Here is a 12,426-nt window from a genome sequence, read left to right as displayed (position 1 = left end):
CGCTACCGGATGTCTGGTCGAATTCACGGTGGTCCTTTCAACGGGGATTTATGCGGCCTTGCGGCCGCATCCGATACGCCCAGACGCCGAAGGCGAGCTGGAAGGCGCCAGCCCGCCTTCGGCACAAGACTAGACCATCCACCAGCGCTCGGTCATGCGCAGATTATCGCACGGGAAGATGCCGCCGATAGTTCCGTGGCCGAGTTTCTTCGACAGGCCGTAGTTCCAGTTGACGAAGGCAAGCGTGATCATGCCGCCATCGTCATGCACGATCTGCTGCATTTCGCCATATTGCGTCGCGCGCTTGGCCTGGTCGGTCTCGGCGCGGGCTGCAATCAGCAGCTCGTTGAAGCGGGGGTTCTTCCAGTGCGTGCTGTTCCAGGGCGCGTCGGCGGCCAGCACAGTCGAGAACAGCCAGTCGCATGTCGCACGGCCATACCAGTCCACGCCGCTGAACGGCTTCTTCAGCCAGACGTTTTCCCAATAGCCATCGTCGGCCTCGCGGATGATGTTGATGTTGATGCCGGCCTTCGCGGCTTGCTCCTTGTAGAGCACGGCTGCGTCTATGCAGCCCGGGAATGCCGCTTCGGAAACCGACAGATCGACGTCGATGGACGTCAGGCCGGCCTTCTTGAGATGTTCCTTGGCTTTCTCGATGTTGTAGTCGAATTGTGGCTGCGGGTCCTTGTAGAACGGCATGGCGGAGGCGACGGGCGTGTCGTTGCCCTTCTTGCCTTCGCCCAAGAACACCTTGCGCAGGATATCGTCGCGATCGAGCGCGTATTTCATCGCCAAGCGCACGTCGACATTGTCGAACGGCGCGACCGAGGTGTCCATGTCGAAGGTGAAGTGACGCAGGCTCGGCACGCGCTGTATTTCCAGATCTGCGTTGCGCTCGACCAGCGGCATATTCTTCACCTCGAGATCGTTCATGAAGTCGACCTCACCGGTGACGAACGCGTTGGTGCGTGCGGTGGGATCGACGATGCTGATGAACTCGAACTCGTCGAGATAAGGTTTGTTGTCCTTGTGGTAGTTAGGATTACGGGTCATCTTGATCGATGTGCCTGGCTCGAAATCCTCCAGCTTGAAGCTGCCGGTACCGACGCCTTTTTGCCAGTCGATGCCGCCCTCCGGCTTCGCCTGCATGATCGACAGATGATAGTCGGCGACCAGATAGGGGAAATCGGCGCTGCCAGATTTCAGCGCGAACACCACGTTGCCATCGCCGTCCTTGTCGATGCTGGCGACCTGCGACAGGATCGACTTGGCGCCGGAGGTGGATTTTTCGCCCATATGATGGCGAAAGGATTCCTGGACGTCCTCGACGGTCAGGCTCTTGCCGTCATGGAAGGTGATGCCCTTGCGTAGCTTGAACAGCCATTTGGTGGCGCCCTCATTTGGCTCGAAGCTTTCGGCGAGATCGCCGATGATGCTGCCGTCGGGCGCGATCTCAGTCAGGTTGTTGCACAGCGAGCCGTTGAAGGCTGCCTGGGCAAAGCTCGCCGGCCAGGTGCCCGGGTCGAGCGTATCGTTCTGCGAGGCGTCGGACATGCCGAAGCGCGCCGATCCGCCTTTCTTGGGCTCCTCTGCGAGCGCAAAATTCGCAAATGACGTGGGGCCCAGCCCGACAGCGGCAGCGAATGCAGCGGAGCGTCCGAGAAATTCACGGCGTGAGATTTGACCCTTCTTGAAGCGCTCGGCCCAATAGCTGAATTCAGACATGGTTTCTCCTCGAAACGCCTGTTCCCCTTTTTGCCGGCCGAAACACAGGCTCTTTCGACCGACGCTTGTGGCAATGCCGCTCTCGAAACGCGGCGATGTCCATTATCGGCCCAACGCTAGCCAGCCATCAAAAGCTTGTCAATGATTTCTGATTGACCAATCAATCATGATTTGTTGATATGCTCTTCCAGGCTACACGGGCTGACTGAAGGGGACATGGCTGGATGACGCTCGAGCTTTGCTATTTGACGGCCAGCGAGGCGCTGCGTCGGTTTCGCGATCGCACCCTATCGCCGGTCGAGATCGTCGAGGCGCAGCTGCAACGCATCCAGGAGACAAGCGGCACCATCAACGCAACAAGTTTCGTCTACGCCGAGGAGGCGCTTGATGCTGCAAGGAACGCGGAGCGCCGGTATGCGATGACCGACGGCCGGCTGCGGCCGTTGGAAGGCGTCGCCACGGCGATCAAGGACGAAAGCAACATCGCCGGCAAGGTCACGACATACGGGTCGTTGATCTACAAGGACAATGTCGCCCAGACCACCAGCACGGTCGTGCAACGTCTGCTCGACGCCGGCGCTGTCGTCCACAGCCGCACCACGACGCCGGAATTTTCCTGCGAGGGCGTCACCCACTCGCGGCTCTGGGGAGTGACCCGCAATCCCTGGAACCTCGACTATACCCCGGGCGGCTCTTCCGGCGGGTCGGGCGCCGCGCTTGCCGCCGGGCTGACGACGCTCGCCAACGGCTCCGACATTGGCGGCTCGATCCGCATTCCGGCTTCGGCCTGCGGGGTCGTCGGCTACAAGCCGCCCTTTGGACGCAACCCATCTTCCGCGCCCTTCAACCTGGACCCGTACAATCATCCGGGCCCGATGGCGCGCTCCGTCGAGGACTGCCTGCTAATGCAAAACGTCATGTGTGGGCCTGATCCGCTTGATATAGCGTCGCTGCGGCCCAAGCTGACGATCACTCCCGACCACAGCGGCATCAGGGGCTGGAAGATCGCGTATTCGCTGGATCTTGGTTATTTCGAGGTCGACGAGGAAGTCAGGCGCAACACTCTTGCGGCACTCGACGTCTTCCGCTCGCTCGGCGCCACTGTCGAGGAAGTCGATCTTGGCTGGACCAAGGAGAGCGAACGCGCCGCGATGAGCCATCTCAGGACCATCTTCGGTTCGTGGCTTGCGGAATATCTGGACACCAGGGGCGAGCTTCTGACCGGCTATGCCCGCCATTTTGCCGAAGGCGCGCGCGAAAACACCTGCCAGGACTTCCTCAAGTCGATGTACACGGCAGGCGACATGTATGCCTCGCTTGGGCCGCTGCTCGAAAGCCACAATGTGTTCATCTGCCCGACGCTGGCGGTCGCTGCGGTCGCCGCCGATCACGATCCGTCGAAAGACAAGGTGACGATAAACGGCAGGGACGTGCACCCCTCCATCGGCTGGCCGATGACCTATCCGTTCAACATGCTGAGCCGCTGTCCGGTGCTGAGCGTCCCATCTGGACGAGCATCGACCGGCGTGCCGACCGGCATCCAGATCGTCGGCCCGACCTACGGCGACGAGTTGGTCTTCACCGCCGGTCTGGCCTATGAGGAGGCGCTTGGCGGATGGTACACCGGGGTGCGCGACCGACCTGCGGTCGCAACCAAACAGCCCCTGCCATCGGAAACCACCCCTGCATGAAAACCGTATACTCCCCGCTACACGCGCTTCAGGACGCCGAGGCGGAATTCATTCGTGGCAAGCGCGTGCCGAGCTTCGAGATGCCGCGCCGCGCCGAACTCGTCCTGGCACGGATCAGGCATGTCTTCGGCGACCAAACGATCGAACCGCGCGACTTCGGAACGGGGCCGCTGGTCAAGGTTCATGACGAGGCGCTGGTCGCGTTTCTGTCGGCCTTCTGGGACCGGTGGTCAGCCGAGAATGGGCCAATCGATGCCTTTCCGAATGCCTGGCCGCCGCCCCGCTCGCACCGTCTGAAGACGCAGCGGATCGGCGCGGAGCTCGGCCGCTTCTGTATCGACATGAGCAGCCCGATCATGGAAGGCACATGGCGGGCCGTATCGGCATCCGCCAACGTCGCGTTAACGGCCCAAGCCCTGGCGGCAGGGCGAGACCGCACCGCTTTCGCGCTCTGCCGACCGCCAGGACACCATGCGGGCCGCGACTATTTCGGCGGCTACTGTTTCATCAACAATGCCGCGGTTGCGGCGCAGGCCTTTCGCGACCATGGCGCCGCCAGGGTCGCAGTGCTGGATGTGGACTATCATCACGGCAACGGCACGCAGGACATCTTCTACGGCCGCGAGGACATCCTGACGGTCTCCATCCATGCCGATCCGACGCTGGAGTACCCATACTATATGGGATATGCCGACGAGACAGGGCGGGGGACCGGCCTCGGCTTCAACCTCAATTTGCCCTTGCCTTGGGGAACCCAGTTCGATGTCTATGGCGAGGCACTCGACGCATCGCTGTCGCGCATTGCAAGGTTCGGCGCCGAAGCGCTCATCGTCTCGCTCGGCGTCGATACATTCGACGGCGATCCGATCTCGAAATTCAAGCTGCAGAGCGACGATTTCTCGAAGATCGGCCGCGCCGTCGCCCGTCTTGGCGTGCCGACCGTGTTCATCATGGAGGGCGGCTATGCGGTGGAAGATCTCGGCATCAATGTCGTCAACACGCTGAGCGGCTTCGAAGATGGTTTCTCCGCCTGATGCGGCTGGAGGGTGCGGGCCAGGACGATCAGAAATCGCCAGGAAAGATCGTCTTTAGATAAAACAGACAGGCCTTCTTGGCCATCTCCCGCGCCGCGGGGCCGCTCGTTCCGAAAACCTGTCCGGAAATCCACAGGCCGTCGATCATAGCGTTTAGGCTGCGCGCCACCATGGCAGCGTCGAGATCCAGACCTCGGCGCTCGGCAAGCGCGGTGATATCGGCCTTCACGACGGCATCGTAGCGCGCTTTCAACTCGGCGCAGCGCCGCTGATACTCCGGATTGCGCACCGATTCCGCCCAGAAGGCGGTGAAGACGGCTATGTGTCCCGGGTTCGACATCTCAGTGTCGAAATCGAGCGCGATCATGCCTAGCAGACGCGCCACCGGCGAATCGAATTCCGGCCGGTTCAGATTGCGGTCATATTCCTCGACCACATGATCGAGGGCGGCCAGTGTGATGCCTTCCTTCGATTTGAAGTGAAAGGACACGACGCCATAGCTGCATCCAGCCTCCCTGGCGATGTCGTTCATGGTGAAGCCGGCCAGGCCCTTGCGTGCAATGACGGTGAGGGCTGCCTCCAGCAGCGAACGACGACGTTCGAGCACCTGATCCTCGCGCGTCGGGGTGCGCCTCGTGTTGGTCCGTTTTTCAGCTTTTGCTGCGGTCTGATTCATAATGTCGCGCGGCTTCAACCGAGAATTGTTGAATCTGGATAGCAGTTTCGGCAAAGCCGGCACAAGGCTTCGTCACTCACCAATTATTGGACCTCACCCAGCCCTAGAAAACACGCTGCGTTGTCATGCAGCCATTTGCGACGCACTGCAGCTTCGATCGGCAACGCCTCTAACTCGCCGAGCGCGCGTTCGGGCGCCAGCATCGGAAAAGCGGTGCCGAAGATGATCTTGTCCTGAAGCAAGGTGCGGCCGTATTGCAAAAGCGGCTCGTAGCCGGAATGGGCCTTCGCCAACAGCGACGGCCGCACCGCGAGCAGCCCTATCCATAAATTCGGATGACGCCAGGCAACGCCGATCAACTCGTTGACCCACGGCCAGCCTGGCGGCGACGCGCAGACTTTCATCCCGGGAAAGTCGATCATAACCTCGTCGAGATATTCCGGCTTGCCAAACCGCATCGGCGTCGCTGTCGAAAAATTGATCCCGCAATGAATGTTGACGGGGATCCCCAGTTCGACGGCCTTCTCGTAAAGCGGGTAGAGCAGCCGGTCGTTGGGACAGAGCTTCAGCTCGAAACATTGCAGGTTGAGCCCGCGCAGGCCAAGTTCGCGCACGGCGCGCTCCAGATCCGCGACCGCCGACTTGCCTTTGTGGGGATCGACGCCGGCAAAGCCGATGTAGCGAGGGCCGTTCGCGGCACAGAACGCGGCAACGGTCTCGTTGGATATCTTGAAGCCGAAAGTCGTCTCCACATCTCTCGCCTTGAGCACGACATGGCTTGCGCCGAGCCTCTCGTATGTTTCGAGATAGCTTTGCAGATCCCGTGCCGCATCGGAGCCGGCGGAGAGCTTCTCGCTGGCTGCATAGACGCGGCGATAGTTCTGCAGATGTGGTGCGGCAGCGGTGAATCCGGGAGATGGTGGCCGGCTTGAGAAATCGATCCACATGATCCTATGTCCAATGCCGTCGTTCGGACAGGATGACACGCGCCGCATTGTGACCGGGTACGCCGGTGACGCCGCCGCCGGGATGGGTGGAGGCACCGCACTGATAGAGTTTGCCGATGGGTGTGCGGTAGTCGGCATATTGCGCGGCGGGGCGCTTGAAGAATATCTGATCGGTGCTGATCTCGCCATGATGGACATGGCCGTTCGGCAGGTCGAAGATACGTTCGAGATCGAGAGGCGTCAGGACCTGGCGATGCACGATCCGCTTCTCCAGGTCCGGCGAATGCAAACGCAGCACCCGCATGGCGCTTTCGTATAAGTCTTCGCCGCGGCTGTCCCAGTCACCTTCACGCAGCGCATAGGGAGCATGCCCGCCGAAGATGTTCATGACGTGATGACCCGGTGGCGCGAGCGACGGATCGACCACACTCGGGGTTTTGACGATCAGGAACGGTCGCTCGGCGATCCTGCCGTAGCGGGCACCGTCGTGCGCCATATCCATGTAATCGACGCTGTCGCCGATGGTCAGCTGGACTGGGTAGTCGAAACCAAGCTCCCTTGCCGTGAGGCGGGGGAAGCTCGGCAGTCCGTTCAGCGCCAGGTTGATGCGGAAGACAGTCGATTGCGTCCGGAAATTCTCGATCTCCTTGACGAACCCTGGCGGAAGCTGGTCCGGCGACAGCAGTTTGAGGAAGGTGGTCTTGGCATTGGCGTTGGCGACCACGATGCGGGCTTCGATCGTCTCGCCGGACATCAGCTGGACACCATGCGCGACGCCGTTCCTGACGAGGATTTTCTTTACCTCGGCGTCGGTGCGCACGGTCATGCCATGCGCCTCGCCGGATCGACGGATCGAGTTGGAGATTTCACCCATACCGCCCTTGATGAAACCGGACGGTCCTGCAGGCGTCGACTGATCGCGCACCACCGAGCGCACCAGCATGTAAGCCGAGCCGGGCGAGCGCAGGCTGGAATTGCCGCCGCCACCGCCCGCGAAGAAGCCCAGCACCAGTTTGACGACATCGGATTCGAACCAGCGGCTCAGCATGTCGTAGGCGCTGAGCGTCAGCAGATCGTATATGTCATAGAATTTCGAGCCGATCTTGCGGAAGCGCCAGGCGAAGCCGATCAGCTTCGCCAGATCCCTGGGAGTCTTGCCGCCAGGATTGATCGGCGTCTCGAACAGAAGCTGCTTGAGGGATGGCGCCACGCCCAGCAGAAATTCGCGATAGGCCGGATAGGCTTCGGCGTCCTTGCTGGAGAACTTGGCGATTTCGGCGCGGAACTTCTCCGGCGACCCCCACATTGTGAACGTCCGGCCGTCGGCGAGCGGAAATACGGTGGGCGGGGGTTCCAGAACCTCGAAGCCGTGCTTCTGCAACTCGAGGTCCAAAATGACCTTGGGCTGCATGAGGCCCATGATGTAGGAGGCGGTCGAGACCTTGTAGCCGGGCCAGACTTCTTCGGTCACCGCCGCGCCGCCGACAAGCCTGCGCCGTTCCAGCACGCAGACCTTGACGCCGGCCCGTGCCAGATAGGCGCCGCACACCAGGCCGTTGTGGCCGGCGCCGACAATGATCGCGTCGAAAGCTGTCGCCATCGTCTTGTCCCTCATAACCAGCGATTTTCGACGCGGTCGAAGCTTCCGGCGCGCAAGTCGTCGGCTTCTTTCACCAACAGCTGCTTGGCAATTTTCAGCGAGACGGTGCGCGGGAACTCGTCGCGGAAGGCGTAGAAGCGTGGCACCTTGAAAGGCGCCAACTGCCGCTTCGCAGCCTCGATGATGGCCGCCAGCGTTTCGGCGCCGGCAACGGCGTCGTCCTTCAGCTTGATGTAGGCCTTGACCTCTTCTCCGCGCAGCGGGTCCGGGACGCCGATGACGGCTGCTTCGGCCACCGCCGGGACGCCGTTCAGCACCGACTCCACTTCGCGAGCGGCGATGTTTTCGGCGCTGCGCCGTATCATGTCCTTTTTCCGGCCGACGATGGTGTGGAAGCCGTTTTCATCGACGCGGAAGAGATCGCCGGTGCGAAACCAGCCGTCGGAAAAAGCGGATGCCGTCGCCTCCGGGTTCTTGTAGTAGCCGAGCATGATGCCCGGGCCGCGCACGAGCAACTCGCCGACCTCGCCTGCCGGCAGCGTGCGGCCTTCCTCGTCGACCACCTTGCACTCGCGGAAGGGGCAGGGAATGCCGCAGGAGCCGGAGCCGACCATGTCGGAGCGTTCGATCGGCATGAACATGGCCGGGCCGATCTCGGTCATGCCGAAGGCCTCGCGCGCGTTCAAATCATACCGTTGCTCCAGGCCGGCATGCAGCTCATGCGGCACGCCGTAGACATTGGCACGGACGATCTCGTTGCGTGTGTCGTCGGGATGTACGGGCTGGCTGTGCAGCACCCAGGGCAGCAGGCAAAAATTGATACGGTGGGTGCGCACCCATTCCATGAAACGGCTGGTGCTTTGGCGGGCGGCGACGAACAGCGTGCCGCGCTGATAGAGCGTCATCAGCAAAAGCCATTGCGGATCCATGTAGAAAAAGGGCGTGGAGGCCAGGATGCGCTCGTAGCGGCGGCCGTCGCGGAAGGCGTTCACCTTGCCGCTGGCGATCCAGTAGCGCTGCGTCAGCATGCAGCCTTTTGGGAAACCGGTGGTGCCGGATGTGTATTGGATGTTGAGAAGATCGTCATGGCCGACCGGCTCCGGCGGCTCGAACGCCTCAAGCGGCCGCGAAGCGAGGTCGGACCATGCAACAGCGCCGGCGGCGTCGCCCTGCACCACGATCGTGCGGTCCAGTGGAATGCCGATCAGGCCCTCCCGGCGGCAGGACTCGATCGTCGCCATGCATTGGCCGTGCGCGATGACGAAGGAAGCGTCGGCGTCGTTGACGACATGGGCGAGCTCGCGCTCGCGATAGCTGACATTGACAGGCACCATCACCGCGCCGATCCGCCCCAGCGCCAGCCAAGTCAGCGGCATTTCCGGGATGTTCGGCAGCATGACGGCGACATGTGTGCCCTTGGTGATGCCAACCGCGATGAAACGCGATGCAAGCCCGTTCACCGCATGGCGCATCTGCTCGTAGGTGATGGCCTGGCCGGTCTCGAAGAAATTCCACAGAAGCCGATCACCGGCGGCCGCGGCCGCTTCGTCGATCAGGGCGCCTATATTGGCAGGCAACGGCTCGGCCTCGATACGCCGCCGTCGCTCGGCGACGTCGGGAACCGTCTCGGCAAGAACGTCCAGCCGGCCCATCAGTGGGCGAACCACATCGCCTTGAGGTCCGTGTACTTCTCCATCGCATGGATCGACTTGTCACGGCCGAAGCCCGATTGCTTGAACCCGCCGAACGGCACCGACATCAGCCCGCGGTCGAAGCAATTGACCCATACCACTCCGGCCTTGATGGCCTTGGCCGCCCGGTGCGCCTTCTTGACATCGTTCGTCCACACCCCGGCGGCGAGCCCATAGATCGTGTCGTTCGCCACGATCATCGCCTCGTCGAAGTTGCGGACCGTGATGGTGGCGAGCACCGGGCCGAAAATCTCCTCGCGTGCGATCTTCATCTGGTTGGACACACCGTCGAAGATCGTCGGCTCGACGAAGTACCCACCGCTGTCCTGGCGCACGCGATTGCCGCCGGCCACGATCCTGGCGCCACCGGCGACGCCGTCCTCGATATAGCCCATGACGCGCGACAGCTGTTCCTCGGTGACGATCGACCCTAGTTTCGTCGAGGCGTCCAGAGGATCGGCCGGCGTCAGCGCCGCTGCCTGCTGAAGCACCTTTTCGAGGAACCTGTCCTTGATCTTGTCCTCGACGATCAGGCGTGAGCCTGCGTTGCAGACCTGGCCGGAGTTGGCGAAGATGCCGGCGGCGACGGCGCGCGCCGCGCCATCGAGGTCTTCGCAGTCGGCCAGCACCACTTGCGGCGACTTTCCGCCGAGCTCCAGCCCGATGCGCTTGATGTTCGACTGGCCGGAATACTGCATGAAATAGCGGCCAACCTCGGTGGAGCCGGTGAAGCCGACGCAGTCGACATCCATGTGAAGCCCGAGTGCCTTGCCGGCGACGTGGCCGAGGCCTGGCACCACATTCAGCACCCCGGCCGGCAAGCCGGCATCGACGGCAAGCTGCGCGATGCGAAGGGCGGTGAACGGCGACTGTTCGGCCGGCTTCAGGATAACGGAATTGCCTGTCGCAAGTGCCGGCCCGAGCTTCCAGGCGGCCATCGAAAGCGGATAGTTCCACGGCACCACGGCGGCCACGACACCGACTGGCTCGCGCACGACGATCGTCGTCACATCGTCGGCCGTCACGGCAACTTCGCCGTAGACCTTATCGATGGCCTCGGCGTACCAGGCGATGCAGTTCGCGGCGCTCGGAATGTCGCCGTTGGTGCTGTTGGCGATCGGCTTGCCGACGTTCAAGGTCTCCAGGAGGCCGAGCTCGTCGCGATTCTGCAACAGCAACTCGGAAAAACGCAGCAGCACTTTCTTGCGTTCGGCGGGGGCGGCACGAGACCACGCGCCCGATTCAAAGGCTTTGCGGGCCGAGATGACGGCGGCGTCGACATCGGCCTCGCCGCAGGCGGCGACTTTCGCGATGATCCTGCCATTGCCCGGATAGATGCAATCAAAAGTCTCGCCCGAGACGGCATCGACATAGGCGCCGCCGATAAAGGCCTTGCTCGGCAGATGCACCTGCTCGGCGCGCTGATGCCAGTCCGGTTTGAGTTCAAGGTTCATGATCGTCTCCTTGGCATCGTTCACGTCGAACGAGATACTTTACTTTTTCGATTGACTGGTCAATCAGAAATTAAGCAGGCAACCTCTATACAAGTTCGCCTCTTTCTACCTCGCCGGCAGTGCGCACGATGCCTTCGTGCAGAATGGCGATCATGTCGTCGATCTGCTCCTTGGTGATGATCAGCGGGGGGGACAACACGCACATATTGCCGAGCGGCCGTACGATCAGGCCGAGTTCAGCGCAATGGGCATCGATGCGCGCGCCGATCCTCTTATCGAAATCGGTGACATGCGGCGACGAGCTGTCGATCAGGCATTCGACGCAGCCGACCAGTCCGGACGACCGGACATCCGCGACAAGAGGAAGGTCGGCAAGGCTGTGGAGACCCGCTGCGAAATAAGCGGAGATCTCTCGCACATGGTCCAGAAGACCATCCTTTTCGATCACGTCGATGTTGGCGAGCGCCGCGGCGCAGCTCACGGGGTGGCCGGTGTAGGTATAGCCGTTCGAATAGTGGCTGCCCTTGGCGTTGTCTCCACTGACCCTTTCCAGCAGGCTCTCGGAGATGGCAAAGCCACCAAGCGGCACATAGCCTGATGTGACGCCTTTGGCGAAGGTGATGATGTCGGGCACGACCCCGAAGACCTTTTCGGACGCGAACCACTCGCCGCAACGGCCGAAACCGGTCACCACCTCGTCGGAGATGTAGACGATATCGTGCTCCTCGCAGACCGCCTTGAAGCGGGCGTGATAGCCCTTAGGCGGAATGATGACACCGCCCGATGCCAGCAATGGCTCGGCCAGGAACACCGCCACCTTGTCGGCGCCGACGCGTGCTATCTCCTGCCGGAATTCGTCCACCAACCAGTCCAGAAACCGGGCTTCGTCCTTGCCGCCGGCAAAGCGGATGTTGGGGCTCGAAATGAACGAGATCCGCTCCGAGACGATGTCGAAATTCGGCCAGTTGCCGGCGCGGCCCGAGCAGGCCGCGGTCAAGGCTGTACTGCCGTGGTAACCCTCGCGCCGTACGATGATGTGCTTTTTTTCCGCTCGCCCGAGCACATTGTTGTAAAATTCGACGAAGCGCAGCGCGGAATCGACCGCGGTCGATCCGCCGGTGGTAAAAAAAACGCGATTGAGATCGCCAGGCGTCAGCGCAGCGATCCGCGCCGCCAGTTCGGCTGCCGGCGAATTCGTCGTGTACCAGGGCGAGTTGTAAGCCAGCCGGAGCGCCTGCTGCGCAATCGCGTCGGCGATCTCGTGACGGTTGTAGCCGATCTGTGTGCACCACATGCCGCCGGGCCCGTCGATCATCCGGCGCCCTTTCGTATCCATCACATAGATTCCCTCGCCGGAGGCGATGACCGGGCGTGAGGATTGTCCGAGTTTTTCCATGGCTTCGGCCGGCGACAGCAGATGCAGTCGGGCGGCGTCTTCGGCTTCGCCGGCATTCCATTGCGAACCAGGTACCTTACTCATAAAACCTCCAGGGCTCCGCAGCCCTGTCCCTGCACTTCGGCCGACAACTGCTCCTGATAAGCTGAGGGCCATCGGGAAGTCAACGAATTGATTGACTGGACAATCAATTTTTTGCCAGGCGGTTCACA

Annotated in this window: 9 protein-coding genes; 2 read left to right on the top strand and 7 right to left on the bottom strand. The window is 61.9% G+C overall.

The window, feature by feature from the left end; all coding sequences use genetic code 11:
* Positions 1-129: 129 nt before the first annotated feature.
* Positions 130-1,725 (bottom strand): ABC transporter substrate-binding protein, encoded by a 1,596-nt coding sequence (locus NKH73_RS12360; RefSeq protein WP_352931691.1) that lies wholly within the window; start codon positions 1,723-1,725, stop codon positions 130-132.
* A 224-nt stretch (positions 1,726-1,949) separates the two neighbouring features.
* Here NKH73_RS12360 and NKH73_RS12355 point away from each other — a divergent pair, with 224 nt between their 5' ends.
* Together NKH73_RS12355 and NKH73_RS12350 are read left to right on the top strand one after the other, a co-directional pair.
* On the top strand, positions 1,950-3,416 hold the full coding sequence (locus tag NKH73_RS12355; protein ID WP_352931689.1) for an amidase: 1,467 nt from the start codon (positions 1,950-1,952) through the stop codon (positions 3,414-3,416).
* Complete coding sequence (locus NKH73_RS12350) at positions 3,413-4,450, top strand: histone deacetylase family protein (RefSeq protein WP_352931687.1); 1,038 nt, start codon at positions 3,413-3,415, stop codon at positions 4,448-4,450. Before NKH73_RS12355 ends, NKH73_RS12350 begins: the two co-directional genes overlap by 4 nt.
* A gap of 28 nt (positions 4,451-4,478) precedes the next feature.
* Here the strand turns inward: NKH73_RS12350 and NKH73_RS12345 are convergent, their stop codons facing one another.
* The 6 genes from NKH73_RS12345 to NKH73_RS12320 form a co-directional block, all read right to left on the bottom strand.
* Entirely contained in the window at positions 4,479-5,126 is a 648-nt protein-coding gene (locus NKH73_RS12345) for a TetR family transcriptional regulator C-terminal domain-containing protein (RefSeq protein WP_352931685.1), read from the bottom strand.
* Positions 5,127-5,209: 83 nt separating this feature from the next.
* Complete coding sequence (locus NKH73_RS12340) at positions 5,210-6,073, bottom strand: amidohydrolase family protein (protein ID WP_352931684.1); 864 nt, start codon at positions 6,071-6,073, stop codon at positions 5,210-5,212.
* A 4-nt stretch (positions 6,074-6,077) separates the two neighbouring features.
* Positions 6,078-7,673 carry a phytoene desaturase family protein gene (locus tag NKH73_RS12335; protein WP_352931682.1) on the bottom strand — a complete coding sequence of 532 codons (1,596 nt, stop codon included), beginning with the start codon at positions 7,671-7,673 and terminating at the stop codon, positions 6,078-6,080.
* Positions 7,674-7,684: 11 nt separating this feature from the next.
* Positions 7,685-9,325, bottom strand: coding sequence for a class I adenylate-forming enzyme family protein (locus NKH73_RS12330; RefSeq protein ID WP_352931680.1), 1,641 nt, complete (start codon positions 9,323-9,325; stop codon positions 7,685-7,687).
* On the bottom strand, positions 9,325-10,818 hold the full coding sequence (locus NKH73_RS12325) for an aldehyde dehydrogenase (protein ID WP_352931678.1): 1,494 nt from the start codon (positions 10,816-10,818) through the stop codon (positions 9,325-9,327). The genes NKH73_RS12330 and NKH73_RS12325 overlap by 1 nt, the downstream gene beginning before the upstream one ends.
* An 85-nt stretch (positions 10,819-10,903) precedes the next feature.
* Positions 10,904-12,298, bottom strand: coding sequence for an aminotransferase (locus NKH73_RS12320; protein ID WP_352931676.1), 1,395 nt, complete (start codon positions 12,296-12,298; stop codon positions 10,904-10,906).
* Positions 12,299-12,426: the final 128 nt, after the last annotated feature.

The sequence above is a fragment of the Mesorhizobium sp. M0938 genome (assembly GCF_040319125.1).
GTDB lineage: Bacteria > Pseudomonadota > Alphaproteobacteria > Rhizobiales > Rhizobiaceae > Mesorhizobium > Mesorhizobium robiniae.
This window is presented reverse-complemented; position numbering and strand designations above follow the sequence as displayed.

Excerpts from the sequence above, each read along its gene's own strand:
- NKH73_RS12330 (WP_352931680.1), bottom strand. The coding sequence starts at position 9,325 with ATGGGCCGGCTGGACGTTCTTGCCGAGACGGTTCCCGACGTCGCCGAG.
- NKH73_RS12345 (WP_352931685.1), bottom strand. The coding sequence starts at position 5,126 with ATGAATCAGACCGCAGCAAAAGCTGAAAAACGGACCAACACGAGGCGC.
- NKH73_RS12320 (WP_352931676.1), bottom strand. The coding sequence starts at position 12,298 with ATGAGTAAGGTACCTGGTTCGCAATGGAATGCCGGCGAAGCCGAAGAC.
- NKH73_RS12355 (WP_352931689.1), top strand. The coding sequence starts at position 1,950 with ATGACGCTCGAGCTTTGCTATTTGACGGCCAGCGAGGCGCTGCGTCGG.
- NKH73_RS12340 (WP_352931684.1), bottom strand. The coding sequence starts at position 6,073 with ATGTGGATCGATTTCTCAAGCCGGCCACCATCTCCCGGATTCACCGCT.
- NKH73_RS12350 (WP_352931687.1), top strand. The coding sequence starts at position 3,413 with ATGAAAACCGTATACTCCCCGCTACACGCGCTTCAGGACGCCGAGGCG.
- NKH73_RS12325 (WP_352931678.1), bottom strand. The coding sequence starts at position 10,818 with ATGAACCTTGAACTCAAACCGGACTGGCATCAGCGCGCCGAGCAGGTG.
- NKH73_RS12335 (WP_352931682.1), bottom strand. The coding sequence starts at position 7,673 with ATGGCGACAGCTTTCGACGCGATCATTGTCGGCGCCGGCCACAACGGC.
- NKH73_RS12360 (WP_352931691.1), bottom strand. The coding sequence starts at position 1,725 with ATGTCTGAATTCAGCTATTGGGCCGAGCGCTTCAAGAAGGGTCAAATC.